At 67.1% G+C, this 25,392-nt stretch carries 19 protein-coding genes; 6 read left to right on the top strand and 13 right to left on the bottom strand.

The window, feature by feature from the left end; translation table 11 throughout:
- Positions 1-69: 69 nt before the first annotated feature.
- The gene (locus ACFTSF_RS38425) at positions 70-591 is read left to right on the top strand and encodes a GbsR/MarR family transcriptional regulator (protein WP_380160157.1); all 522 of its coding nucleotides are present in this window, start codon (positions 70-72) and stop codon (positions 589-591) included.
- A gap of 42 nt (positions 592-633) precedes the next feature.
- Here ACFTSF_RS38425 and ACFTSF_RS38420 read toward each other — a convergent pair whose 3' ends face one another.
- Both ACFTSF_RS38420 and ACFTSF_RS38415 read right to left on the bottom strand, forming a co-directional pair.
- Positions 634-2,502 (bottom strand): alpha/beta hydrolase, encoded by a 1,869-nt coding sequence (locus ACFTSF_RS38420; protein WP_380160156.1) that lies wholly within the window; start codon positions 2,500-2,502, stop codon positions 634-636.
- Between the two features lie 118 nt (positions 2,503-2,620).
- Positions 2,621-3,268, bottom strand: coding sequence for an NBR1-Ig-like domain-containing protein (locus ACFTSF_RS38415; protein ID WP_380160155.1), 648 nt, complete (start codon positions 3,266-3,268; stop codon positions 2,621-2,623).
- 159 nt (positions 3,269-3,427) lie between these two features.
- Here ACFTSF_RS38415 and ACFTSF_RS38410 point away from each other — a divergent pair, with 159 nt between their 5' ends.
- The gene (locus ACFTSF_RS38410; protein ID WP_380160153.1) at positions 3,428-4,123 is read left to right on the top strand and encodes a CHAP domain-containing protein; all 696 of its coding nucleotides are present in this window, start codon (positions 3,428-3,430) and stop codon (positions 4,121-4,123) included.
- 193 nt (positions 4,124-4,316) lie between these two features.
- Positions 4,317-8,231: a glycosyl hydrolase family 18 protein gene (locus tag ACFTSF_RS38405; RefSeq protein WP_380160151.1), complete on the top strand. Its 3,915-nt coding sequence runs from the start codon at positions 4,317-4,319 to the stop codon at positions 8,229-8,231.
- On the opposite strand, the gene ACFTSF_RS38400 is transcribed toward ACFTSF_RS38405, so the two are convergent.
- Together ACFTSF_RS38400 and ACFTSF_RS38395 are read right to left on the bottom strand one after the other, a co-directional pair.
- Positions 8,224-8,943 (bottom strand): alpha/beta fold hydrolase, encoded by a 720-nt coding sequence (locus ACFTSF_RS38400; RefSeq protein WP_380160149.1) that lies wholly within the window; start codon positions 8,941-8,943, stop codon positions 8,224-8,226. The genes ACFTSF_RS38405 and ACFTSF_RS38400 overlap by 8 nt on opposite strands.
- A 28-nt stretch (positions 8,944-8,971) precedes the next feature.
- A complete protein-coding gene (locus ACFTSF_RS38395) occupies positions 8,972-10,018 on the bottom strand; it encodes a LacI family DNA-binding transcriptional regulator (RefSeq protein WP_380160147.1) in 1,047 nt (348 codons plus the stop codon).
- A gap of 119 nt (positions 10,019-10,137) precedes the next feature.
- On the opposite strand from ACFTSF_RS38395, the gene ACFTSF_RS38390 reads away from it, so the two are divergent.
- Genes ACFTSF_RS38390 through ACFTSF_RS38380 form a run of 3 tightly spaced genes read left to right on the top strand, consistent with a single transcriptional unit; the run spans position 10,138 to position 13,229 of the window.
- Positions 10,138-11,079: a carbohydrate ABC transporter permease gene (locus ACFTSF_RS38390; RefSeq protein WP_380160145.1), complete on the top strand. Its 942-nt coding sequence runs from the start codon at positions 10,138-10,140 to the stop codon at positions 11,077-11,079.
- A complete protein-coding gene (locus ACFTSF_RS38385; RefSeq protein WP_344166013.1) occupies positions 11,060-11,929 on the top strand; it encodes a carbohydrate ABC transporter permease in 870 nt (289 codons plus the stop codon). Before ACFTSF_RS38390 ends, ACFTSF_RS38385 begins: the two co-directional genes overlap by 20 nt.
- 10 nt (positions 11,930-11,939) lie before the next feature.
- Positions 11,940-13,229, top strand: coding sequence for a sugar ABC transporter substrate-binding protein (locus tag ACFTSF_RS38380; RefSeq protein ID WP_344166015.1), 1,290 nt, complete (start codon positions 11,940-11,942; stop codon positions 13,227-13,229).
- Positions 13,230-14,087: 858 nt separating this feature from the next.
- Here ACFTSF_RS38380 and egtD read toward each other — a convergent pair.
- The 9 genes from egtD to ACFTSF_RS38335 form a co-directional block, all read right to left on the bottom strand.
- Positions 14,088-15,053 (bottom strand): L-histidine N(alpha)-methyltransferase, encoded by a 966-nt coding sequence (gene egtD, locus ACFTSF_RS38375; protein WP_380160142.1) that lies wholly within the window; start codon positions 15,051-15,053, stop codon positions 14,088-14,090.
- The gene (locus tag ACFTSF_RS38370) at positions 15,050-15,946 is read right to left on the bottom strand and encodes an ergothioneine biosynthesis protein EgtC (RefSeq protein WP_380160141.1); all 897 of its coding nucleotides are present in this window, start codon (positions 15,944-15,946) and stop codon (positions 15,050-15,052) included. Before ACFTSF_RS38370 ends, egtD begins: the two co-directional genes overlap by 4 nt.
- Complete coding sequence (gene egtB, locus ACFTSF_RS38365) at positions 15,946-17,280, bottom strand: ergothioneine biosynthesis protein EgtB (protein ID WP_380160139.1); 1,335 nt, start codon at positions 17,278-17,280, stop codon at positions 15,946-15,948. The genes ACFTSF_RS38370 and egtB overlap by 1 nt, the downstream gene beginning before the upstream one ends.
- Positions 17,277-18,503 carry a glutamate-cysteine ligase family protein gene (locus ACFTSF_RS38360; RefSeq protein ID WP_380160137.1) on the bottom strand — a complete coding sequence of 409 codons (1,227 nt, stop codon included), beginning with the start codon at positions 18,501-18,503 and terminating at the stop codon, positions 17,277-17,279. Before ACFTSF_RS38360 ends, egtB begins: the two co-directional genes overlap by 4 nt.
- 118 nt (positions 18,504-18,621) lie before the next feature.
- Positions 18,622-19,542: a TIGR03619 family F420-dependent LLM class oxidoreductase gene (locus tag ACFTSF_RS38355; protein WP_380160135.1), complete on the bottom strand. Its 921-nt coding sequence runs from the start codon at positions 19,540-19,542 to the stop codon at positions 18,622-18,624.
- A gap of 85 nt (positions 19,543-19,627) precedes the next feature.
- Complete coding sequence (locus tag ACFTSF_RS38350; protein ID WP_380160134.1) at positions 19,628-20,254, bottom strand: TetR/AcrR family transcriptional regulator; 627 nt, start codon at positions 20,252-20,254, stop codon at positions 19,628-19,630.
- A gap of 13 nt (positions 20,255-20,267) precedes the next feature.
- A complete protein-coding gene (locus ACFTSF_RS38345; RefSeq protein ID WP_380160132.1) occupies positions 20,268-23,894 on the bottom strand; it encodes a glycoside hydrolase domain-containing protein in 3,627 nt (1,208 codons plus the stop codon).
- A 40-nt stretch (positions 23,895-23,934) separates the two neighbouring features.
- Positions 23,935-24,618 carry a (2Fe-2S)-binding protein gene (locus ACFTSF_RS38340; RefSeq protein ID WP_380160130.1) on the bottom strand — a complete coding sequence of 228 codons (684 nt, stop codon included), beginning with the start codon at positions 24,616-24,618 and terminating at the stop codon, positions 23,935-23,937.
- Positions 24,615-25,391 carry an ABC transporter ATP-binding protein gene (locus tag ACFTSF_RS38335; RefSeq protein ID WP_380160128.1) on the bottom strand — a complete coding sequence of 259 codons (777 nt, stop codon included), beginning with the start codon at positions 25,389-25,391 and terminating at the stop codon, positions 24,615-24,617. The genes ACFTSF_RS38340 and ACFTSF_RS38335 overlap by 4 nt, the downstream gene beginning before the upstream one ends.
- Position 25,392 lies beyond the last annotated feature (1 nt).

Genomic DNA, 25,392 nt, shown 5'->3' with positions numbered 1-25,392 from the left:
CACAAGGTACACTTCTTTCAGAAGTTTGTGAATCTTCCGAATCGGATGACGAGAAGGGATGATGGGCCGGTGAGCGCACAACGAGACGAAGAGGCCGTCCGCCGGTACGCCGAACAGTTCGGCAACCTGCTCGCCGACACCGGCTGGCCGCGGATGGCCGGCCGGGTCTTCGCCGCCATCCTGACCAGCGTGGACGGCCGCCTGACCTCGGCCGAGCTCTCCGAGCAACTGCAGGCCAGCCCGGCCGCCGTCTCCGGCGCGGTCAACTACCTGCTTCAACTGCAGCTGGCCAGCCGCGAGCGCGAGCCCGGCAGCCGCCGCGACGTGTACGTCATCCAGGGCGACTCCTGGTACCAGACGATGATGACCGAGAACCAGGCCCTCACCCGCTGGTCCACCTCGCTGCGCCAAGTTCTCGACGCCTCCGGCGAAGGCACGCCCGCACACCACCGCGTCCGCATCACCCTCGCGTTCTTCGAGTTCCTCACCGGCGAGGTCAAAGGCCTCTCCGACCGCTGGGTCCTCCGCCGCGCCGAACTCGACGCCGAGCTCGCCGCTGAGCTCGCCGCTGAGCTCGCCGAGGAGAAATGAGCGAGGGCCCGACGCCGCAGCGCCGGGCCCTTCCAATAGCAACTACCGGAGCGCGCCGGCAGCGATGGTGTCCAGGGCCTGCTGGAGGAGGGGGTTTACCTTCTGGGAGCCGGACTTGGAGCGCGGGAGGTGGACGGAGTTGCCGTTGACGGGACCGTTGACCGGGTAGACCGACAGTTCGGCCGGCAGCGGCGTCGTACCGCAGACCTTGTCGCGGGCGGGCAGTTCGCCGGTGAACACGAACGTGTCGCCGATGGCTTCGGCGCAGGCGGACGCAGAACCGACGTACTGGCCGTGCTGGCCCTCATCGTCGATGGCGACGAAGCGGGTTGCCTTCGACGTGTCCTGGTGGGTGCGGGCGGCGCCCTCGTACGACGTCGCCGGGTCGAGCTCACCCTGGACCATCAGGAGCCGCGGCGAGCCCTTGAGGTCCAGCTTGCGGTCCTGCGGCTTGTACTTCCAGAACGCGCACATCGGTACGCCGTTCATGTAGCCGAAGAAGCTGTACTTCCGCGCCATCCGGTCGGCCTCGGCCAGGTAGAACTTCGGATCGGTGTTCCAGGCAGTGTCGTTGCAGCGAACCGTCGTACCGATGGCACCGAGGTTGACCACGGCGTCACTGGACGGCGACTTCACCGCAGCCTCCCGGGCATCCGCCAGAATCGAGCGAGCCGAGTCGGTGCTGACAGCAGCCGCTGCGGCAGCCGATGCGGGCGCAGTCACGCCGTACCGGGCGCGGATCGCGGCAATGGTGTCGAAGGCCTGCAGTTCGGGCGCGAGCCGGGCCCACGCCTTGTCCACGTGCCGCAGCTCGACCTTGCCGGAAGCCGACGGGTCCTTGGTGTACTCGTCGTGGACCAGGATGTCGGCGGTGCCACGGATGAAGCGGACGTTGCCGTAGATGACGCTGTAGATCTTGCCGTCCAGGTCGTCACCCCGCACCTCGGACGTGCCGGCCTTGACCAGCTTGACCAGGTCCGCGCGGATCCGGTCGTACGACGCGGTGACCTGCCGGGGCGTGGATCCGAGGCCCTGGATCTGGTCGGCGTGCCGGGCGATCCACGGGAAGAGCTGGGTGTCGCGGCGGCGCTGGCCGGAGAACGGGTCGAAATTCACGTTGTCCCACTGGGTGTGGGTCCAGTCCATGTTCGAGTCGATCACGAACCGGCCGACGCGGTGCGGGTAGGTGTCGGCGTACCAGCCGCCGAGCCAGGTGCCGTAGCTGTAGCCGATGAAGTTCAGCTGGCGGGCCTTGAACAGCGCACGCAGGAAGTCCATGTCATAGACGGTCTGCTGGCTGCTGACGAACTGACCGAACTCAGTGGCCGCACAGGCCTCGGCCTGCAACGCCGCCTCGGCCACCTCAACCTGGTGGGTGAGCTTGGTGCGCTCCTTGTAGTCCGGAGTCGTCGGCAACGCCGCCAGCTTCTCGGTCGTGGTCAGACACTGCAACGGCGTACTGGCTCCGAACCCACGCGGGTCGAAGCCGAGCTGGTCGAAGTCGGTGAACAGCTGGGTCTTCTCAGCAGCCAGTGCGGCCGACAGGCTGAGGCCCGCGCCACCCGGTCCGCCGGGATTCGTGGTCATCAGACCCTTCGACGTACCAGTGGCCTTGCTGTAGGCAATGGCGACCTGTACGTCGGGATGCGCGTCCGGGTGCGCCCAGTCCATCGGCACATTCACCTTGGCGCAGTTCGTAGTCGGCGCCTGCGGGTACAAACGCTTGACGGCGGCATCGAATGAGCAGACCGACCAGGTGATCGGCTGGTCCAGGTACCGCTGCGGAATGGACGGCACCGGCGGGTCCACCGGACCCCTGGCCGGGCGTGCCGCCGTGGCCGAGCTGACGGCCAGCTGTGGCACGAAAAGCGCCACTGCCAAGGCCATTGCGATCTTGCGAGGTTTCAGCACTGCGCTACTCCTGTAGTCCGGGCGGGGGTTGCAGGAAAGCAGCAACGTATGCCGGACCCAGGTGCGATGACCAGGTACTAAAGCCAGTACAAGGGCATTCCCTACTGTGCTCTTTGGGCTATTCGGGGTCGTAGACGGTAAAGATGGTGCAGTACATCGGTGGCGACTCCAGACCGGGGTAGTACAACCGCCCGGCATCGTCAGTGATTTTGAAGTACGCCGTGGACGCACCGACCTGAGACGGCGCCTGCAACTGCATCGTCACGACCACCACCTCCCCCGGCGCGGCATCCGGCACGCGCTCACGCGCCGGCGACCGCAGCCAGCCCGGTGCGCCCGGAGCGCCCTGCCGGGTCAGCCACCGGTCGTGCCATGGCCGCTCACCGCTGTTCCGGATCTGCCACGTCTTCTCGAAGGTCTCGTCCCGGAGCACCTGGGTCCCGTCCGGCACCGTCTCCCCCGCCAGCTCCGCCCGGTCCTCCGCATGGTGGTCAGCCGGCACGGACCCGCCCAGTGACACCGGCTGAATCTGCCTGCGCATGTCTCGCAGGGACATGTCCCGACCAGCCCGTACGGCGGCGTCCAGCTCCATCAACTGGTTGACGAGCGCCTGGCCCGCGCCGAACGAGGCGTCGTACCACTCGATCAACTCGCGACTGGGTTTGGTGTGCCCACGCTCCACCCGGGACAGGTGGCCCTTGTCCCAGCCGGACATCACCGCGGCACGCGTCAACGGCACACCGGCAGCCTCTCGGAGCTCCCGCATCCGGCAACCGATCACAAAGCGAGCCTGCGCTGGCCTCACATTGCACTCCCCAGTAGCGCCCCAGTCGGCAGACGTTGCCCACTGCGACAACACCGTAACCCTCTGATTGTCTGAAAGTCAGCGACTTCTCGCAGTACATCGAGCGAAAAGGACAAACCCATGCGTACCCGCCTCTTACGCATCACTGCCCGCTTGTCCGCCCTCAGCCTGCTCAGCGCCGGTGCGCTCCTCGGCACGGGGGTCCTGCCCGCCCACGCCGCCACCGGGACCGTAGTCACCGACAGTGGCGCCGGAGTGACGATCCGGTCCGGTAACGCCACCAACTTCGGCTCGGTCGGCACCCAGCCGAACGGCACCGTCCAGATCGACTGCCAGCTCTACGGCGAGCCGGTGACCGGCAAGTTCGGCCGCAGCCTGATCTGGGACCACATCCCCGGCAAGGGCTTCATCTCCGACTCCTACGTGAACACCGGCAGCACCGGCCTGGTCGCACCGCTCTGCACGACCAATCCGCGCGCCGACAACGCCATCGCCTGGTACGCCGCTCGCAACGGCTCGACCGCGTTCCAGGGGTACTGCGAGATGGCGGCGGAGAACTCGTACGGGAAGACCGGCATCTGGGCCTCGGCCATGGCGGACTGGAACGACGCTGTCGCCCGTGGCGTCGCCCACCGCGGTGACCTCAACCCGCCGAAGGGTGCGTTGATCTTCTGGGACCTGGCCGCGCCGTACGGGCACGTCGGTGTCGCCCGCGGCGACGGCTACTTCTGGGCCACCAGCGTGAACGGCAAGATCGGTCTGGCGAAGCTCCCGTACTTCAACAACTACCTCGGCTGGGCCTGGCCGAACTTCTGAGCAGGCCGCCGGAGGTCCCTGGACGCGTACCGCCCCCGCGTCCAGGGACCTTCTAACGTTCGAAACTCTCCGGAATCGTGAAGTCACTCACGGATAGCGCTTACTTCGATGGCAACGTTCCCAAAGCTTCGGTACGGTGCGTGCAAACGCTCTCATAAGGGCGTTCTCCCGCCCCGATCCGAAGGACTTCCTGATGAGCACACCACGCTCTCGCTTGTTCTATCGTTGTAAACCAGCCGTTCTCCTGATCGCCATCGTGACCGCGGTGGCCGTCCTGCTCTCGAGTACCGGCCTGCAGCCCGCAGTCGCGAAGCCGCTCGCCGAGGACAAGGTCGTCACCCACAACTTCGAGAACCCGGCGCTGGCCGCGGAATACGTTCGGCAGTTCGACGAAATCAAGGCCAAGGGCCAGAAGCTCAGCCAGGCCCTCGAGGAGCGGACCAAGGGTCACCTCCAGGACGTCCTGCCGAACCTGAAGTACATCGACTTCGACGCCGAGACCAAGGTCGAGGGCACCGTCGCGACGATCGTCATCAAGGCCCCCGAGGTCGAGGTGGACGCGACCTGGTGGCAGGGCGCACTGATCGTCGCGGGCTCCATCCTGATCGGCTTCGGCGCCGGCGCGGCCTGCCTGTACGCCGGTGGTCCGGCGACCGTGTGCGCCGGCGTCGGCGGGTTCATCGGCGAGTTCGTCAACGGCGCGCTGACCCAATGGGCCGACGACAAGCTCGGTGACGCCAACGAGTGGGCGAACACGATGGCGAAGTCGATCGCGGCCGGTCTGATGACGTTCGCGATCGCCTGGGCCGGGACGCCCGAGATGCTCGCCTGGTACAAGGCGACCAGCGCCTCACTCGTGCGGTTCGTCCGGACTGTCGAAGCCTTCTTCGGCGGCACGACCGCCGGTGACACGCTGGCCGGCATGCTCGACACGCTCGAGCGCTACCTGCCCAGCTACCTCCGGTCGGCGAGCTCCGCGAACGGCACCTGCCGCGAGACCGGCGGTGCCGCGGAGCCCGGCGGCGGCTGGTCGCCGCTCGGCCAGGTCGTGGGCAGCGCGAACGGTACGCAGACCCGTTTCATGGATCTCGACGGTGACCGCGACGTCGATCGCGTCCTGGCCGGGAACGGCAAGATGTTCACCTGGCTGAACGCCGGCTGCGGTGACGACGGCAAGCGGATCTGGCTGCCGTACGGCGACAAGTCGCCCGCGGGCGCCCGGCAGCCGGCGTACTTCGGTGACCTCGACAAGGATGGCAAGGACGACCTGATCAACATCCTGTCGGCCGAGGACTCGGGCACCGGCGTCGCGGCCATGAAGGTGTGGCGCAACGAGACCAGCGGCAAGGACGTGCGCTGGGCCGCCCCGGTCATCGTCGCGAACAACCTCGGGTACGTCGGCATCCCGGTCTTCGCGGATCTCGACGGCGACGGTGATGACGAGATCATCATCCCGGACCGGATGAACTTCCTGACGGCCTGGGAGAACAAGGGCAACGGCGGTCTCCCGAAGCCGGGCGACTGGAGCAAGATCGAGGGTTTCACGCACCCGGCCGAAGGTCCGGTCGGCTCAGTCTCGTACCCGGACATCAACGGGGACGGCAAGGCCGACGTGGTGGTCGTCAAGTACATGACCGGCGAGGTCGTCGCCTGGCAGAACCTCGGCAGCGGCTGGGGTCAAACCAAGACCAAAGCAGCTGCCGACGCCGGCTGGAAGTCGCTCGGCACGATCCGCTCGGGCGACGCCTTCGGCGGAACCCTCGGCGACTTCGGTGACCTCGACGCCGACCACGTCTCGGACTTCCTGCTCTACAACTCGACCTCGAAGGGTGTCGACGGCTGGGCCCTGCCCGGTGGCGCGACGACCGCGAACGGCGGTGTCGGCGACCCGATGGAGCAGCACCCCGGTGGCGACGACGGCGGGACACGTCCGGGCGCGTCCGGCGACTGCCGCCCCGACGGACTGGCAACCACGCCGGGCGTGGCGACGCCGTACTGCAAGATCTATCAGAGCGACGGTCGCGAGTGGCTCGGTCAGGGCCGCGACCGCCGAGTCGTTGCCTACTTCAACGGGGGCCGCACCGGTAAGGACGGTACGCCGCACTACCTGGTGAAGAACATCCCGTGGTCGAAGGTCACGCACCTCAACTATGCGTTCGCTTCCGTGCAGAACAACCACATTGCTGTTGACGACGCGGCGATCAGGATGGAGTGGCCCGGCAAGGTCGGCGCCGAGATGGACCCGTCGCTGCCGTACATGGGTCACTTCAACCTGCTCACGAAGTACAAGCGCCTGCACCCGCGGGTGAAGACGCTGATCTCGGTCGGCGGCTGGGCCGGTTCGGGTGGGTTCTACGCGATGACCACGAACGCCGACGGCTCGGTCAATCAGGCCGGAATCGACACGTTCGCAGCCTCGGCCGTGAACTTCTTGCGCACTTACGGATTCGACGGTGTCGACATCGACTTCGAATACCCGACCGTCCTCGACGACACCGGCAACCCGAACGACTGGAGTACGGCGAATCCGCGTCGCAAGGGCCTGCCCACGGCGTACACGGCTCTGATGAAGACCCTGCGCGACTCGCTCAACCGGGCGTCGGTCGCGGACAACAAGTACTACCAACTCACCTCGGCATCCTCGGCCTCCGGCTACCTGGTGCGCGGTATGGCGAACCAGACCGCGCTGGACTACCAGGACTTCACGAACCTGATGTCGTACGACTACCACGGCACCTGGAACGACGTCGTCGGTCCGAACGCCGCGCTGTTCGACGACCACAAGGACCCGGAGCTGGCCGAGCAGTACGCGACTCCGGAGTACGGCGGGATCGGCTACTTCAACACCGATTGGGCGATGAAGTACATGCGCGGCGCATTGCAGGCCGGCCGTGTCAACATCGGAATCCCTTACTACACACGCGGTTGGAAGAACGTCACCGGCGGCACCAACGGTATGTGGGGTCAGTCGGCCAAGCCCGGCGGCTGCGAGCCGGGTACCGGCATCAAGCGCCCGTGTGGTGACGGCGCGGTCGGCATCGACAACATCTGGCACGACAACACCGCCAACGGGGGCGAGTTGGGTTCGGGTACGAACCCCTTGTGGCACACGAAGAACCTGGAGAAGAACATCCTCCCCAGGTACGCGCCGAGCGTCGGTCTCGATCCGGCCGACCCCGCGGACAAGCTGTCGGGCACCTACACCCGGCACTGGGACAACACGACCAAGACGTCGTGGCTGTGGAACAGCGACAAGAAGGTGTATTTGTCGACTGAGGACGAACAGGGCATCGACGCAGTCACCGACCTGGTGAAGTCCACCGGCGCCGGCGGCGTGATGATGTGGGAGCTCGGCGGTGACTACGCCTGCCCGGAGGTTGTCGACGCGCAGCGCCCGTGCGGTATGGGCTACACCCTGACGACCCGGATCAACGAGAAGCTGGGCAATTCAGGGGCCTATGACAACAATCTGCGCAGCGGGAGCAGCGGTGCGGCACCGACGGTGACCACGAACATCAGCGTGGACATGGTCAACTACCCGACCACGACCGCCAACCTGTGGCCGCTGCAGCCGACCGTCCGGATCACCAACAACACCGGGCGCACGCTCGGCGGTGGCAAGGACACCAAGCTGTCGTTCGACATCCCGGCCTCGACGTCCCCGCTGGTCAAGGACGTCAACTGGCAGACCGGTGATCAGGGCGGGCAGTGGAAACTCACCGCCGGGTCCACGTTCCACCGGATCAGTACGACGCTCGACTACTGCCAGATCATTCCGGCCGGGAAGAGTCTCGATCTCCCGATTATCTACTTCCTCCCGATCACCGGCCCGGTGAACACCAGCCTGTCGATCGGAGGAACGGCGTACGCGCCGGTGACCGACAACCTCAAGGGACTCGGTACGGCGACTCCCCCGGCCGGCGGCTGTAACGCCGGGAACTGGGACTCGGCCAAGATCTACGACCCGGCCACGCAGACCGTGGAGCAGGTCACCGTGAAGTACAACGGCAAGATCTGGAAGGCCAAGTGGCAGACCCAGAACAGTGCTCCGGGGACCGGGGCCGACCCGGATCACGAGCCCTGGAAGCTGATCGGGGTCGCTAGCTAACCTCCATCCGATCCAGCCAGTCGGCGACCAGCGCGTGATAGAGCGCTGGTCGCCGTACTGGTAGGTCGTGGTCTTCCTGATCCAGTACGGCGTACGTCGCGCGCGGGTAGTCATCGAGCAGACCCCACGCGTCGGCGTACCCGGTCATCGTGTCCTGCCGCCCGGTCACGATCACCGTCGGCCGCTCGAACCGCAGGGAGGGATCCTCCCGCAGCCCGTAGGACGCCGGGTCGGCCTGGATCCGGCCGAGGAACTCCAGGTCGGCCGAGAGCTCGGCCGGATCGTAGTAGTCGTCCTGCTTGGCCTGCCAGTACGGCGTCTTCCGTAGATACTCATCTGTCGGAAGGGTGCGGAGCCTGCGGTCGACGATGACACCGGGCACGCGCAGCAGCAGCCCGAGCACCCGGGACGGGTCGCGCCGGATCAACCCGCGCGCATGCAGCCCGCCCGCCGAGGTGCCCGCAACGGCGTACGGCTCGTCACCGACAGCTTCGGCGATGGTCGCCGCGATCGCATCGAGCATTCCGTCCTGGTCGGTGATGTTCGGATCACCTGGGCGGTGGTTGGTGCCGGGTGGGTCTACGTAGATGCGCCGCCACCCCTCGCGATCGGCGAAGACCGGCTCATGGATGTCTCGGGCCTCACCGTTGTCGCCGCCCCAGCAGGGCAGGAAGATGATCGGGCGACCGCTACCGAAGGACTCGTAGTACATGAGACGACGGTAGCCGCGTCCGCTCGGCTCAGCGTGCTTTTCTCTTCGCAGCAGACGGCGGCCGCTCCCCCGAACCGCGCTGGATCAACGCGCACGGCAGGACGATGCGCTGAGGTGGCCGACGATCCGTCCCCGCGGCTCGGTCCAGCAACAGCCGCGCCGCGCTGCGGCCGAGCTCGGCGATGTCGGAGGCGACCACGGTGACCGGAGTCGGCAACATATCCGCGAGCCGGAAGTCGTCGAAGCCGACCACCGCGGGCTCGCGACCGAGCTCACCGAGCGCCCGCAGGACACCTTCGGTGAGGAAGTTGGTCGACGCGAAGATCGCGGTCGGCGGATCGGGCCGCAGCATCAGCTCGCGGGTCGCCTTCTCCGCGGACTCGGCATTGCCCTCGGGCAACTGAACGACCAGCGACTCGTCGACGTCCAGCCCGGCAGTCCGATGCGCCCGCCGGAATCCGCGCAGCCGCCGGCCGGTTGTGTAGTACGACGGCGCCAGCAGGATCGCGATCCGCTCGTGCCCCTGCGACAACAGGTGCTCGGTGGCCAGCCGCCCGCCACCCTCGTTGTCGACCATCACGATGTCGGCCTCGATCCCGGTCGCCGGCCGGTCCACGAACACGACCGGGACACCGGCACCCGCCAGGAACGCGTGGTCACCCTGGTCCGGCACGATCATCAGCCCGGCGACCTGGCGGCTGACCAGCTCCCGGATCGCCCGCTTCTCCCCCTCCGGATCCTCGTCGACACTACCCAGTACGACGGCGAACCCGGACTGCCCGGCCACCTCGAGCGAGGCCTTGGCGATCGTCGCGTAGAACGGGTTCGTCAGGTCGCCGAGTACGAGCGCGAGGCTCGACGACTTCTTCCCCGGCCGCAGAGCCCGGGCGACCTCGTTGCGCTGGAAGCCCAGCTGGTCGATCGCGGTCCGGACCCGCTGGGCGGTCTCGTCGCGGACGCCGTGGCCGCCGTTCACCACCCGCGACACCGTGCCCAGCCCGACCCCCGCCCGCCGGGCCACGTCGATCATCGTCGGCCGAGCGGCCTCGGGAGTGTTTGGAAACGTTTCGGGCACGGGGTTGACTTCCTTTTGGCGGCACGGCATCGTCCACCCCACAGTAAAACTTGGAAACGTTACCGTCCAGCATGTCAGAGTGCCGTCGAGCCAGGAGATCGGATGAATCGAGACCACGGATGACGTTCCAACGTGGCAACAGCCGCGGTCGCGGTGGGCTGAGCCGAAGCGCCGGTTCCGACACAATCGCGGCGTACCTGTTCATCGCACCGGCGATCATCGGGTTCACGGTCTTCGTCGGCTACCCGCTGATCCGCTCCTTCTATCTCGCACTGACGAAGTACAACGGCCTGACCGACCCGGTCTTCGTCGGCCTCGGCAACTTCCGCCGCCTCTTCACGACCGACCCGGCCTTCTGGCCGGCCCTGCGCGCGACCGGGTACCTGGTGGTCCTGTACGTGCCGCTCTCACTGATCCTCGGACTCGCGCTGGCGATGTTCTGCAACCAGCGCTTCCGTGGTGTCAGCCTGCTCCGGACGCTGGCCTATCTGCCGGTCGTCCTGCCCGCAGTCGCCACCATCACGCTGTGGAAGTTCATCCTGAACCCCCAGGTCGGCCTGCTGAACACGGTCCTCGACCGCCTCGGCCTGCCGACCAGCCTGTGGCTGCAGAGCCCGACGATGGCGATGCCCTCGGTAGTGCTGATGATGCTGTGGGGCGTCGGCGGCACGATGATCATCTTCCTGGCCGCTCTCCAGGCCGTCCCGACCGAGCTCTACGAAGCCGCCAAGGTCGACGGCGCCGGGCCGTGGTCGGCGTTCCTCCGGATCACCATTCCGACGATCAGCCCGATCATCCTGCTGCAGGTGATCCTGCAGACCACCGCGGCGCTGCAGACCTTCAACCAGCCCAAGATCCTGACGAACGGCGGCCCCGGCTTCAGCACCAGCGTGCTGATGCTGTCGATCTACAACAACGGCTTCCCCAACCTCGGCCGCGTCCCCCAACTCGGCTACGCCTCGGCGCAGGTCTGGGTGCTCTTCTTCATCATCATCGCCGTCATCGCCCTGGCCGCGAAGTTCACCTCCCTTTGGACCTACAGTGACAACACTCCCGACTGACCGCCGGCCGCGTCGTCTGATTGGTACGACGGCCTGGTACGTGACCGCGCTGTTCGTCGCCGCCGTGATGATCGTGCCGCTGCTGTGGATGATCACCATCGGCCTGAAGAGCGGGTCGGCGGTCTTCGAGATCCCACCGCGGTTGCTGCCGCGCGAGTGGACCTGGCGGAACTTCATCGACGGCCCGCAGGCGATCCACTTTCCCCGGCTGTTGCTCAACTCAACGATCATCACCGCGCTCAGCGTGCTCGGTGGCGTGATGACCGCGATGATGGCCGGCTACGCGCTGGCCCGGTTGCGCTTCCCTGGCCGCAAGGTCTGGTTCTACCTGTTTGTCGGCAGCATGCTGTTGCCCGGTGTGGTCGGTCTGATCCCGCTCTTCCAGCTGTACAAGAGCATCGGCTGGTACGACACCTGGCTGCCACTGATCGTGCCGGCCTTCTTGGGCGGGAACCCGCTGTTCATCTTCCTCGCCCGGCAGTACTTCCTGGCCATCCCCTACTCGATCGACGAGGCCGCCAAGATCGACGGCGCCGGACACCTGCGGATCTTCACCCAGGTGATGCTGCCGCTGACCCGGCCGGCCTGGATCACGATGGCGATCCTCGCCTTCCAGGCCTCCTGGAACGACTACCTGAACCCGCTGGTCTACCTCTACTCCTCCGGCAAGTGGCCACTGTCGGTCGGCATGGCCGCATTCATCTCGCCGTTCGCCGGCAAGACGCCGGACTGGAGCTACTACATGGCCACCAACCTGCTCTACATGCTGCCGCCGCTGGTGCTCTTCTTCGTTGCGCAGCGCTACTTCATCCAGGGCCTCGGCTCGCTCGGCAGCACCACCCAGAAATGAGGGACAACCTGTGAACACCAAGCTCATCGGTGCGGCCGCGCTGGCCTGCGCCGGCTTGCTGACGTTGTCGGCCTGCAGCGGTTCGGACTCCGGATCGAGCGACGGACCGGTCACCGTCACCGTGATGACGTGGGAGTCGACCCAGACCAACGCCGTGATCAAGAAGGCGCTGGCTTCCTTCGCCGACCCGAACATCAAGGTCGAACTGCTCGACACCCCAAGCGGACAGTACGGCGACAAACTGTCGTCGCTGACCCAGGCGAAGAAACTGCCGGACCTGTTCTGGTGCGGTAACGACACCGAGCAGCAGTACACCCAGCAAGGCCTGCTGGTCGACTGGACCAGCAAACTCGGCGGCGACTTCGGCGCGGACAAGTTCGTCGGCTCCGCGATCGAGAACTGGAAAACCGCCGACGGCCAAATGGGCGGCCTGCCGTCGCTGATGAACACCTACGGCGTCTGGTACAACGCCGACGCCTTCACCGCGGCCGGCCTGACCATCCCCAAGGACGGCTGGACCTGGGACGAGATGTACACCGCCGCGACAAAGCTCACCGGCAAGAACGGAGCGAAATACGGGCTCGTCGCCGACCAGCTCACCGGACCGGACGGTCCCTTCACGATGAGCATGTACGCCGTGTCCGCGGGCGGCGCGCCGTTCACCGACAACGTCAACCACCCGACCAAGGCCGAAGCCGACGCCAAGTACACCGAAGGCGTCCAGAAGCTGACCGACGCCGTCAAGAACGGCTCAGTCGCACCGCCCGGGTACGACGCCTCGAACGCCCAATCCCTGTTCGCCGCCGGCAAGATCCCGATGATGTTCGGCGGCCAGTGGCTGGCCGCCGGCTTCCAGGTCGACAAGCCGAAGGTGAAATACGGCTTCGCCCCGTTCCCCCAGGTGACGACACCGGCCACCCTGTACGACTCGGTCGGCATCTGCACCCCGCAGTACACGAAGGACCAGGACGCCACCTTCAAGGTCCTCCAATACATCAACACCAAAGTCTGGGACGCCGTCCTCCCGGAATCCCCGGTAGCTCCCCCGGCCTACACCCCCGCCCAAGCCGGCTACTTCGACGCCCTAACCAAGGCTCAACAAACCACCGTCGTCGACACCGTCAAGGCCGACCTGGCCGCCGAGAAAACCGTAGGCGTCCGCTTCACCACCCAGTGGGCCCAACAGGTAGGCGACCTCACCACCGCCGAATACCAACCCATCCTCAGCGGCAAGAAACCCATCACCAACCTCCCCACCTACATCGAAAAAATCAACACCCTCATCAAGTCCGGCGGCTAACCCATTTGCCTGCCTAGCCACTCCCCTTGGGGGTCCCGCACCCTGGTCACGAGTGCAGAACCCCCAATTAGCCTGCCCACCCACCAAAATCCGCCCCAGCAGCCGCCCAACCCGTCGCGGCTGGACCAGCCGCACGCCATTCCCCCTCCCACCACCTAGTCGTTCAACCCTCCCCACGAGCCGGTACGACGTTGTGCACGGCTCAGCCACCTGCGCGATCGAGCGGTGGTCGATGGGTGCGGTTGTCGGGCGACCTTGAGCACGGTTCGACCGTTTCGGCGGGTGCCGGATGGTTGGTGGATGCTCAAGGTGATCGCCAGCCCGCGATCTCGGGCACCGGCGGATATCTGGCGCGTTGATCGGAACATTTTCGGCGCCACGACCCGAAAGCGTTCCGACTAACGCAAGACTCGAGCATCACGCACCTCAGCCACAGCCCGTCAGCCCCAGACAACGCGAGCCGCGGTAGCCGACCTCGCCATCCGGCCCAGCCACCCGCATGGCCGGCCCTCTTGCTTTGTCGGCCGCCTTTGGTGGTCGAGTCGGGGTACAGGCCCGAAAGAACTCGGCCGGTGACGTCCGCTGTGGCTGACCGCCGCCTCCGGCCGACCCAAAAGAAAGCGTGGCCGAGCTCCGCGGTGGCTGAGGCGGATGGCGAGGCCGGTGATCGCGCTCCCCGTCGCCTGGGGTTGCCGGGCTGTGGCCGCTGTGCGGGAGGCGGCCTGCTGGCACCTGGCCGCCCCCGCCTCACCGCCCCGCACCACCCCGCACTGCCCCCGCCTCACCGAGCCGCACTGTCCCGCCCCTCTCGCTTGGTGGGTTCACCCACTAAATGGGGAACGGGCAGGCGGGGTGGGGTTAGGCGGCTTGCCAGAGGGATAGGGCGAAGCGGGCTTGGGGGTCGGTCCACCAGGCGGCGGGGGTGAAGTTGGCGGCGGTCAGTTCGGTGGTTACTCGTTCGGGGCGGAACTTGGCGGAGATCTCGGTGTGGAGTTCTTCGCCTTGGGCGAAGTCGATTTCCAGGTGGACTTCGGGGATCAGGACGCGTTGTGGACTGGTGGCGCGGAGGCGCATTTCGATCCACTCGTTGTCGGGGTCCCAGCGGGCTACGTGTTCGAAGGCGTCTACGTCGAAGTCGGCGCCTAGTTGGCGGTTGATGACGCGGAGGACGTTGCGGTTGAACTCCGCGGTCACGCCCTGGGCGTCGTCGTACGCGGCGACGAGGGTGGCGGGGTCCTTGACCAGGTCGGTGCCGAGGAGGAGCCACTCGCCTGGTTCGAGGACGTCGCGGATCGAGCGGTAGAAGGTGGCGCGTTCGGCGGGAAGCAGGTTGCCGATCGTGCCGCCGAGGAAGGCGACCAGGCGGGGTGGGTCGCCGGGGAGTTTGTCGAGGTGGGCGGTGAAGTCACCGACCACGCCGTGTACGTCGATCGTCGGGTAGTCGGCGTTGATCGCGTCCGACGCCTCGCGCAGCGCCGACTCGGAGACGTCGAGTGGGACGAAGGTGGTCAGCGTGCCGTGGTCGCGGAGGCCGTCGAGCAGGAGGCGGGTCTTCTCCGACGAGCCCGATCCGAGCTCGACGAGGGTGTGGGCCTTGGTGAGTCGCGCGATCTCGCCGCTGCGGGCTTGCAGGATCTCGCGCTCGGCGCGGGTCGGGTAATACTCGGGGAGGCGGGTGATCTCTTCGAACAGTTCGCTGCCGCGCGCGTCGTAGAACCATTTCGGCGGCAGCCATTTCGCATCGGCGGTCAGTCCGGCGCGGACATCCTCGCGAAGGGTACGAGCGGCATAGTCCGGCGTGAGATGGACGTCGATCTGGGTCACTGCGGTCCTTCCATCGGGGTGATGCTCAGCGTGGTAGCGGTGGCCACGAGCAAGGATCGGTCGGGGACCTCGTCCCAGTGCCCGATCCCGAACGGTTCCGAACTGACGGTGGTCGAGTCGGGAGTCCGGCGTACCCAGAGCGAATGTGTCCACGTGGTGGCGACAACCTGCGCGCCGTCGGTCAGCAATACGTTCAGCCGCGATCCCGGTGCCGCCGCCTCCACGTCGTGTACGACGGATGCCACGGCCTCGGCGGGGTCTTCCCCGCTGGCGAGTCGGTGCGTGATCAGCGCGAACAGGAGCGCGGAGTCCACCGGAGCACCAAGTGTCAGCAGCTCCGCGACCGGCAACTGCTCAGCCAGCTTCACCGTCGACTCCGGCCACCCCGGGATGCGGCCGTTGTGGCTGAACAACCAGTTGCCACTCCGGAACGGCGCCACCGCCGACTCGTCGTGCGGCATCCGATCCGTCCCGTTCCGTACGGCCGCGATGACCGCACCCGAGGTGATCCCCGCGGCGAGATCGCGAAGGTTGTCATCCGCCCAGATCGGCACGTTCCGCCGATAACGGAGTGGAGAGGAGGAGTCCGGCCGGGCGGGGAGCTCGGAGACGGGGATCGCAGGCGCGGGGGTCCCGGGGGCGGCGGTCGTGGTGGCGGCGGTCGCGGGCACGGGGATCGCGGGGGTGGACGACGCGGGGGTGGAGGACGGGGAGCCGGGGAGTGGTTGCGTCGGGTCCGGGTACCAGGCTAGGCCGAAGCCGTCGGCGTTCACGGTGCCGCCGCCGCGCATGTCGTGCGGGGCCCAGGATTGTTCGTAGAGGGAGTGTTGTGGGTCCAGGACCAGGGCGGCGAGGGGCACCGGTGGGCCTAGGTAGGCGAGGTGGCGGCACATCAGAGTTCTTCCGGGCGGGGGTCGCGGGCGCAGCGGAAGCCGGCGAAGATCTGGCGGCGGATGGGGTAGTCCCAGTTGCGGAAGGTGCTGCGGGCAACTACTTCGTCGGTGGCGAAGGAGCCGCCGCGGAGGATCTTGTAGTCGGGGCCGAAGAAGACCAGCGAGTATTCGTCGTACGGGAAGGCGCGGAAGCCCGGGTACGGCGTGAAGTCGCTCGAGGTCCACTCCCAGAGGTCGCCGATGAGTTGCTCGACGCCCAAAGGCGACGCACCGGCTGGGTAGGCGCCGACCGGGGCTGGGCCGAGGTGGCGCTGGCCCAGGTTCGCGTGGTGCGGGCTTGGGGTTTCGTCACCCCACGGGAAGCGTCGCGTGCGGCCGGTTGCGGGGTCGAAGCGGGCCGCGAACTCCCACTCCTCTTCGGTCGGCAGCCGCTTGCCGGCCCACTTCGCGTAGGCCTCGGCCTCGTAGAAGCAGACATGCATCACGGGCTCATCGAGCGGCAGCGTCGACCGCTTGCCGAAGCGCAACTGCAACCAGTCGCCGTCCACGAGCTCCCAGAAGCGCGGTCCGGTCAGCGAGGCCTTCTGGACGTGGGCCCAGCCGGTCTCGGACCACCACTGCGGATCCTGATACCCACCACCGGTCACGAACCGCAGGTAGTCCCCATTGCTCACCGGCACGGTGTCGATCACGTACGGCGCCACCCGGACCGCATGAGCCGGGCGCTCGTTGTCCAGCGCCCACGGCTCGACGGACGTCCCCATCTCGAAGACGCCGCCGGGCACCAGCACCTCGGGAGCGGGCAAACGGCGGCCAGCCGGCGGCGGTGGCGCATCAAGGACCGGTACGCCGCGCCGCAACTGGTGTGTCGCCAGCATCGTCTCGTCGTGCTGCTGCTCGTGCTGCACGATCATTCCGAACGCGAACCCGTTGTCGACCAGCTCACGACCGCCGTCGAACTTCACGTGGTCGAGCACATCGAGCACCTTGTCCCGCACCTCTTCGACATAGGCCCGCGTCTCCACCGGCCCCAGCAACGGCAGGGTCGGCCGATCCGCGCGCGGATGCATGAAGGCGTCGTACAGCTCGTCGATGTCCTGGCGCAGCGGTTCGCGACCGCCGACATCCCGGACCAGCCAGAGCTCTTCCTGGTTGCCGATGTGTGCGTAGTCCCAGATCAGTGGCGACATCAGCTTCGAGTGCTGTTTGACCAGGTCCTCGACGTCGACCGCATCGGCCAGCTGAGCAGTCCGCCGCCGCGACCGCTCCAGCTGCTCCCCCACAAACGCCCGCAGGCCCTCTTCAGTCAGATCGGAGAGTTGGTGCCGGCTCATGATGCGCGCCTTCCGTGGGTGTCGTCGACGAGGTGCTGCAGCCGGGTTGCGACTTCAGCACGAAGCTCTGGGGTGACGCCGGTGCGGTCCAGCAGACCGATGCCCAGGTCAACGACCTCGGCGGCGGCCTGCGCAACCGGCTTGTCGTTGAGGCCCTCTCGGGCTGCTGGGAACCAGCGCCCGGCACCGGGCTCGGCCGCTGCCAGCACCTGGTCGATGCGGGCCGGGTCGGACATCAGCGCGCTGATCAGCAGGGTCGGGGCGATCCACCCGTCTCCCGGCTGGGTGTCGAGGTAGCGAACCTCCAGGTAGCCACGCGGCCGCACCGGCGGGAACAGCGTGGACAGGTGGTACTCAAGGTCGTCGTACGTCGGTCTGTCGCCGGCCAGCCGGCCATCGGCCCAGTCGCCGAAGGTGAGACCGTCCGGTGCGTCCCAACTGTCACCGCGCCGCAGGCACAACACCGGCGCCTCCATGGCAGTCCGGGCCCAGGCCGCAGCCGGGTCTCCGTCCAGCGGCGGTGGCTCGGTGAACGGCGCACAGGTCCCGAACGTCGCCTCGGTGCGCGCGGACGCCCAGCCGGTATCGGATCCAGCCCGGTGCCGCGAGTTCGCAAACAGTGCGACCAGGGTCGGCCCGAGGTCGTGCAGTGCGCGCCAGCGCAGTGCGGTCTGGTCCGCCTCACCGGCATCGAGGCAGACCTGCAGTCCCGCCGTACTGCACATCATCCGTGGACCGTGTGGGCCGAGCCGCTCGAAGGCGTGCTCCATCGCCGCGTAGCGCGGGACGGTGAGAATGCGGCGCGGACTGCGGAACGCGTCCAGGCCGTGCTCGCCGAGGACCAGGCCGTCGGACTGCAACAACGCGGCCAGCTCGGCCGCGTCGGCGGCGGTGTCGTCGACCAACTGCTGGATCGACGCAGAGGCGGGACCGGAGATCTCCACCTGGCCACCCGGCTCCACAGTGACCAGAGCACCCCGGCCCAGTGGCAGCTGTTGGCTGCCGGGGACCAGGGTGGCGGGCGCATGCACGCCCAGTGCTTTGCTCAGCCGACCGGCATCGAGCGGCCGTCGCGGGTCATCCGCGTGATGAACGGTCCACTCCAGCTCGACGCCGTGCAGCTGCGGAGGGCCGTGCTTGAAACAGACCATCGCGACGTATCCCTCCGCCTCGGCCCGGGAGCCGATCGGGGTCGTCGCCGGAGCACCACCGGACGAGGCCACGTCAGCGACCGTAGCTCTCGTGGCGGGCCCGGACAACCAAGTCCGGATTACTCGTCGATGACGCCTGCAGTCCGTAAGTCATGCCCGCCATCCTGCAGGCCGCCACCGACAATTTCCCTTACAGGACTAGAAATTCCTGGTGGAAGCGCTTCAATAGGTCGCTGTACTCCTCGATGTCACGAGCCACCGCAGGCAGTGTCAGCACCGCCTCGTCGACCCCCACCGAAGCCAGCTCCGCGAGATCGCCCATGATCTGCTCAACACTGCCTTGGTACGGCGCTCGCTCCGCCGGCGCGACTCGGGCCAATTCCCCACCGAGCGCGACGACCGCGATCGCGCGAACCGACTCCGGATCCCGCCCGTACTCGTCGGCCTGCTTCCGCAACTCGGCCAGCGTCGTACCGATCTGAGCCGGCGGAAGCATCACCGGCAACCACCCGTCCGCCCGCCGAGCCACCCGGCTGAGCGCCCGAGACCCCCAACCACCGAGGTAGACGGGGATCTTCACATCCGGCTTCGGACCGGTTTCAGCAGGCCACAGCGTGTAGCGCTCGTTCTCGAAGGAAACCGGGTCCGGACCCCACACCGCGTCAGCCACGTCGAGGAACTCGTCCAGCGCGGCACCACGCTCCGCGATCGGCCGCGGCGCCGCGACGGCGAATTCGTCGACCGACCAGCCCGTGCCGAGCCCCGCGACCACTCGCCCACCGCTGGCGGCGCCAATCCCGGCCAGTGAACGAGCGAGCCGGTAGGGCACGTGCAGCGGCGGCACGATGACGGCCGAACCGAGCCGGACCCGCGTGGTCACAGCGGCCGCCAGGCTCATCGCGACCAGCGGATCGAGGACCCCGCGGTACCCGTCCGGCCAGGCGCCGTACGCGCCGAACCCGTGGACACCGGTCTGGTCCTGCGGATAGAGGATCCGCTCGAACACCCAGACGCTGTCGTACCCGGTCTCCTCGGCCTCTCGGGCAGCCCGGGTCAGGGCGGTCTGCGGATCGAATTTCCAGTCCTGCGGCAGCGTGACGCCAAGTTTCACGACATCTCCTCATTGATCACAAGTCATTGATTGACAATCAACGAAAAGCTTACGCGAATCCGCCGGTAAGCCAAGCGACCGGTGATCAGAGCAGCGCGAGCGCGGGACGTGCGTCGAGCGACGGGTCCAGGGCCTGGGCGCTGCGGAGGGCGCCGGCCAGGAGTGCGAGGAAGGCCTCCGTCATGGCGTCCACGGTGAACGTCCGGCCGCTCCGGAGCCACTCGGCGGCCAGTCCCTCAGCCGCGTCCGCGAAGGCGGCCAGCGCGACGGTGACAGCCGCGTTGTCGGCCGGCAGGTTCAGCCAGCCGGCCACGACGGAGATCGAGTACTCCCGGCGAGCAGCAAACGCGTCGTCGCGACCAGAGGCGAGGACAAGGTTGAGGGCAGTGTCCGGGTTCGCAGCCACGAACGTGAGGAACCGGTGGAAGCGTTGCCGGAGCCGGTCGCCGACAGCCTCCACCGCCAGGTCGGCGTCGTCGGCTGTCCGCATCTGCCCATAGACCGCGTCGACCGCGGCCACGTACGCACCCTGCTTGCCCTGGAAGTGGTGCGACACCAGTCCGTGCGCCACTCCGGCCGCGCGGGCGATGCCGCCGACCGTGACCTCGTCGTACGGCCGCTGTGAGAACTCCGCCACGGCGGCCGCGAGCAGCTTCTGTTTCGTCTGCTCGGCGGCCGCCTGGCGGGCTGTCAGCCGGTTGTCAGTGGACACGGCTCGCAGGCTACTACGGGTACTTCACGCTCCCGCCCCAGTCGTTGTAGTGCCATCCGTTGTTCGGGTCACCCGGGATCCACCACCAGTGCGCCAGCGTGTTCGACTTGCTCTGCGCGAAGTACTGGTGCTGGTTGCCGTACTCGAAGGCGACCGGGTCGGAGTACACCTCGCCGCCGCGGTCCTCCCACTGCACAGTGCCGAGGCCCTGGTCCCACCACCAGTGGTAGAGGGTGTTGTTCGGGCCACGCGCCACCACATGCTGCTGGGTAGCCGTCTTGAACGACGATGGCGCACCAACGAACTTGCCCGGCGCACCGCCCCACTTCACGCGGTTCAGACCGCTACCGGCGTCCCAGAACCAGTGGTACAGCTGGCCGTCGGCCGCCTGGGTGTACACGTGCTGCTGTCCGTTCCAGACGAACGTCGTCGGGTCGGAGTACGCCTCACCACCCCAGTCGTCGAAGTGCGGCTCGAACTCACCAGTCACCCACCACCAGTGGTACAGGTGGTTGTTGGCACCGCGTGCGACCACATGCAGCTGGTTACCCCACACGTACGTCGACGGTGTGCCGACGATCGGCCCTGGCGCACCGGCCCACCTGTCGAGGCGCAGCTGCCCATCGGCTGGGTCCCACCACCAGTGCTGCAGATCGGCCGACGACGACCGCGCGAAGATGTGCTGCTGCCCGGACCAGACGACCGCTGTGGGGTCGCTGGCCGCGTCACCGCCCCAGTCCGCGTAGTGCGGCGCCGACTCGCCGTCGATCCACCACCAGTGCTGCAGCTTCCCGTTCAGACCGCGAGCCACCGCGTGCTGCTGGTTGTTCCAGGCGTACCCGCTGGTCTTCCCCGAGATCGGACCGCCGCCGAGATCGTCGCGCTTGAGACCTGCCGTGGGACTCCAGTCGAAGCGCCCCATCGTCGCGGTAGCCGTCGGCGCGAAGATCACCTCGTGGTCGCCGTACTTGTACGCCGCCGAGCCCGGAATCACGTCACCCGGCTGACCGGCGCCGTACGCCTCGATCTCGTCGACGAAAACACCGCTCTGGTACTTGTTGTTCATCTTCTTGTCCAAGGACACCCGGATGAAGCGTGCATTCGCCGGTGCGAACCCGAGGTCGTACCAGACACTCGAGGCCCCGTTGACGAAACTCAGCCGGCCCCGCTCGGTGTAGTTCGTCCCGTCGCCACTGGTCTCGACAGTGATCATGTCCGGCCGGTAGTCCGGGTACTCCTGGTACGCATGGAACCGCACGGTGCCGACAACCTGCGAGTAGCCCAGGTCGATGGTGACTGTCGGCCGGATCGCACTGCCGATCGTCGACAGCTCGTAGCCGAAGCTCTTGCCGTCACCCCAGTTGTCACTCAGTACGCCGTCGGTCGCCTCGTTCCCCGAGTCCGGGAACCGCCCCGAGGGCGCAGTGTGGGTCGTCGCCTTGCCACCTGCGATGTCCTGCTGCAGCAGCAGGTTGCCGGCCACCTCAAGCGAGAGCAGCTGGTACGGCGTCGCACCGCCACTGGAGGCGGTTGCCTCGACCCGGACGTACCGCGCCTTCGCATTGAGACCGACGAAGTCATCTCCACCGGGCTTGGCCTTGTCGTCCTTCGGGTTGTCGGCGCGCGTTCCGGCCTCGGTCCACTTGGTGCCGTCGAACGAGGTCAGCACCCGGTACTTGCTCGCCCAGGTCGCACCCCACTGCAGCCGGACACCGTCCACCTGTGCCTGCCGGCCGAGGTCCACCTGCACCCAGTTGGTCCCACTGCCCGAGGTGGGCTGCCACGCCGTCGTACTGTCACCGTCGACAGCCTTGTTGGAGTCACCGCTGGAGGCAGCGGAGACGCGGTTCCGCGCCAGGTCCTTGGCGATCACCGGCAAACCACCGGCAGCGTCGAGAGCAATCCGTCGTACCCGCTGCATGTAGTCGACGTCCGGCGTGTAGGTGTCGCTCGCCTGCACCACAGCGTTGGCCAGGTCGTGTGCCAGCCCTGGATTGGTCTTGCCGAGCTTGTTGAGGACCTCCCAGTCCTCCATACCGTCCCGCAGCGACTCGTAGCGCGTCGACGACTCGATGGTGTGGTTGGCCTTGTCGGGCCGCACGATGTAGCCGTCGCCCTTGACGTCCTGAGCGTTCATGTCGAACTGCCAGTTGCCGTAGGCCCAGTGCAGGTAGCCGGTTGCACCCTTGTTGTAGGCCAGCCACATGGTCTGACGCTGACTCCACTGCGGCTGGTCGATGAACCTGTTCAGGTGGTTGCCGGCCGGGATGTTGCAGTTGTAGAACCACAACGGCTTCCCGCCCCGCCGGTCGTCGTCGAACAGGTTGCCGCCGTCGGGCTGGGTGACAGCGGTGTAGGTGTGCAGGTTAGGGATCACGATGTCGGTCTGGTCGGCTACGTGCTCGGCCTGCGCGTTGACCACCGCGTCACCGACCTTCGCCTCCGGCCAGTACTGCTTCAGCTTCTTGTAGATGCCGTCCCAGCCCTCGATCCCCGGGTTGGGCTCGTCACCGACGTGAATCCAGGACTTGTCCTGCCAGCCCTTGTCGATCATGTGCTGCCGCACCGCCGGGTAGAACTGCGCGTACCAGTTGTCGGCCTGAGGCGTGTTCCAGTACGGGTAGTCCGGGACCGCCTGGCTCGGGTTCTTCGGGATCACCTCGGTCATGTACCGCGGGTACTCCGGATTGTGTGCTGGATCCTTCGGGCCGGCGCCGGTGAAGAGCTCGAGCGTGTGCACGACGTCCTTGTCCAGGAAGCGCTGCGCCACCTCGTCGAACCTGCTCCAGTTGAACGTGTACTTGCCATTGGCATCGACCGTGCTACCGCCGTCGCGGAGCAGACTGAGCAGTGGCAACTGCAGGTTGTTCTGCCGGTACCGCTTCATGTACTCGGCCCAGTTGTCGATCAGCTGCCACCAGTCCGCCGAGTAGCGCTTGTACCCGTAGAACAGCTCGACCGTGTCGCCCTTGCCCGGGTCCCAGGACGTCAGACCGAGGAAGTTCGTCCACATCACGTTGGTGAACTCGCTCTGGTTGGCCGGCGGGATCACCACGTTGCGGGCGTTGACGGTGACCGGCACCGACAGGTCGCCGTTCGTCGTCTTCACGGTGGCCCGGCCGGTGTAGACACCACCTGCGGCCGTGGCGGGCACGTGCACGCGGACCCAGATCGACTGGGTCTGGTTGGCCGGTACGGCGATGGACTGCGCGTTCAGCAGGCGGTCCGGATAGTCATCGGCGCCCTTGCGAACCGTCGGGGTCACGAAGCTGTTGGCGTCCCAGCCAAGGACCGAGTTGTGGTTCAGGTACTCGTACCCGACCGGGTTGTAGCCGATCTCGCTGGCCGGTATGGCGTCCGAGGGCCCAGTCAGCGACGTGAACTCGATGCTGTTCACCGTGAACGCGGCGGACCCCCGCAGCACGATCTGCGCACCCTCGTAGTCGTTCTTCGCCGTGTCGAGACGGATGTCGTCGCGGGCCTCGGGAGAGCGCCCACTGTCCTTGAAGACCGAGTTGTACGCCGTCTCGGTCCACATACCCGGAAGAGCACCGGCCGCCTCCCTTGCCTGTGCCATCGGCGCCAGGGCCGCCGAAGTCACCAGGAGTGCGCCTGTCAGCACTGCACGTATCCACCGCATGCGGAACAGCCTCAGCGCCGATCCGGAGCCGGGCAATCCTTTAGATGGTGTTGGTATAGACCATTCGGCGGAACCTGGGACAAGTGGTGCAGGCGTTCACTTTCGGCAGGACGTAGAAGTAGCAGCACGACGTCCGCAGCTTCTGCTCCAGCGAGACGCCGAACGCAGCAGCCGCTTCATCGGCGTACGGCGCACTGTCCGGCAACCTCAGCGCGGACCGCACCTCATCGTCCACCGCTCCGAACCGTTGCAGTGAGCTGATCTTCACCCCGGGCCGGTACGAGTTCAGAAACGCCTTGGCATGCTGCTGAAGCTGCACTGCCGACGTCTGCACCGGTACGACGCGGTCGGACAGCAGAGCGACCTCGACCGGGTAGTGCGCCGTCGGATGCACCCGAAACGCCAGCGCCTCCGGGGAAACCTCTGGTGTGACGCCCACCGCCGCACCGAGCACTCCGGCCACCAGGGCCGGCACTTGGACGTACCACATCAGCGTGAACATCGCCGCGACCTGAACCGGCGGATCGATGCCGTAATCACGCGCATAGTCGGCCGCTACCCGACTACGCCACTCAAGAGTCGGATCACCGCCAGCCTGCTGCTCAGCGACGACCTGTGCGCAGGACACCCATTCCGGTCCCGGTACGGCATCCGCTGTCCGCACGGACAACCACTCGACCGAGTCGGCCAGGGTGTCCACGAGGGAACGAACGGAGTGGGTCACCCAGCAAGCCTACGATCCGGCACCACCACAGGTGCCCCACCGACCTCCACCACCGTGGCCTTCAATCCGAACACCTCATCCAGCAGCTCTTCGGTCAGTACGTCGGCCGGTCGCCCCTGCGCGGCGATCGCGCCGGCTCCCATCACCACCAGGTGATCGGCGTACTGCGCCGCCAGCGTGAGGTCGTGCAGCACGACCACGACCGTGCGACCAGAGGTGTGCGCTGCGGCGTGGACGACGTTCATCACGTCCACTGCGTGCGCCAGATCGAGGTACGTCGTGGGCTCGTCCAGCAGCAGATGTGCAGTCCCCTGGGCCAGCACCATGGCGATCCAGACCCGCTGCCGCTGCCCACCGGACAGCTGATCAACCGGACGATCCCGCAGCTCAGTCAGTTCGACCGCAGCCAAGGCCTCCTCGATCGCTACGTCATCTTCAGGAGTCAGCCGTCCGAAAAGACCGCGGTGCGGATGCCGGCCACGCGACACCAGCTCGGCCGCAGTGATGCCTTCCGGTGTCACCGGTCCCTGCGGCAACACACCCAGTCGCCGCGCCAGCTCACGGGCGGGCAGCTTGTGGATGTCCTCTCCGTCCAGCAACACCTGACCGCTCTGCGGAGGCATCAGTCTGCTCATGCCACGCAGCAGTGTGGACTTGCCGCACCCGTTCGGTCCGACGATCGTCGTCAACCGCCCGGCCGGCACCTCCAGCGTCAGACCGGTCACGACCGGCGCATCCGCGCCGTACGCGAGGGTGAGGTTCTCGACGTGCACT

It is taken from the genome of Kribbella sp. NPDC056951 (genome assembly GCF_042674205.1).
In the GTDB taxonomy this organism is placed as follows: Bacteria; Actinomycetota; Actinomycetes; order Propionibacteriales; family Kribbellaceae; genus Kribbella; species Kribbella yunnanensis.
Note: the sequence above shows the minus strand (reverse complement) of the source record. Positions and strands in the feature narration are given on the sequence as shown.

Excerpts from the sequence above, each read along its gene's own strand:
- ACFTSF_RS38415 (WP_380160155.1), bottom strand. The coding sequence starts at position 3,268 with ATGCGGGAGCTCCGAGAGGCTGCCGGTGTGCCGTTGACGCGTGCCGCG.
- ACFTSF_RS38410 (WP_380160153.1), top strand. The coding sequence starts at position 3,428 with ATGCGTACCCGCCTCTTACGCATCACTGCCCGCTTGTCCGCCCTCAGC.
- ACFTSF_RS38405 (WP_380160151.1), top strand. The coding sequence starts at position 4,317 with ATGAGCACACCACGCTCTCGCTTGTTCTATCGTTGTAAACCAGCCGTT.
- ACFTSF_RS38400 (WP_380160149.1), bottom strand. The coding sequence starts at position 8,943 with ATGTACTACGAGTCCTTCGGTAGCGGTCGCCCGATCATCTTCCTGCCC.
- ACFTSF_RS38390 (WP_380160145.1), top strand. The coding sequence starts at position 10,138 with ATGACGTTCCAACGTGGCAACAGCCGCGGTCGCGGTGGGCTGAGCCGA.
- ACFTSF_RS38370 (WP_380160141.1), bottom strand. The coding sequence starts at position 15,946 with ATGTGCCGCCACCTCGCCTACCTAGGCCCACCGGTGCCCCTCGCCGCC.
- egtB (WP_380160139.1), bottom strand. The coding sequence starts at position 17,280 with ATGAGCCGGCACCAACTCTCCGATCTGACTGAAGAGGGCCTGCGGGCG.
- ACFTSF_RS38345 (WP_380160132.1), bottom strand. The coding sequence starts at position 23,894 with ATGCGGTGGATACGTGCAGTGCTGACAGGCGCACTCCTGGTGACTTCG.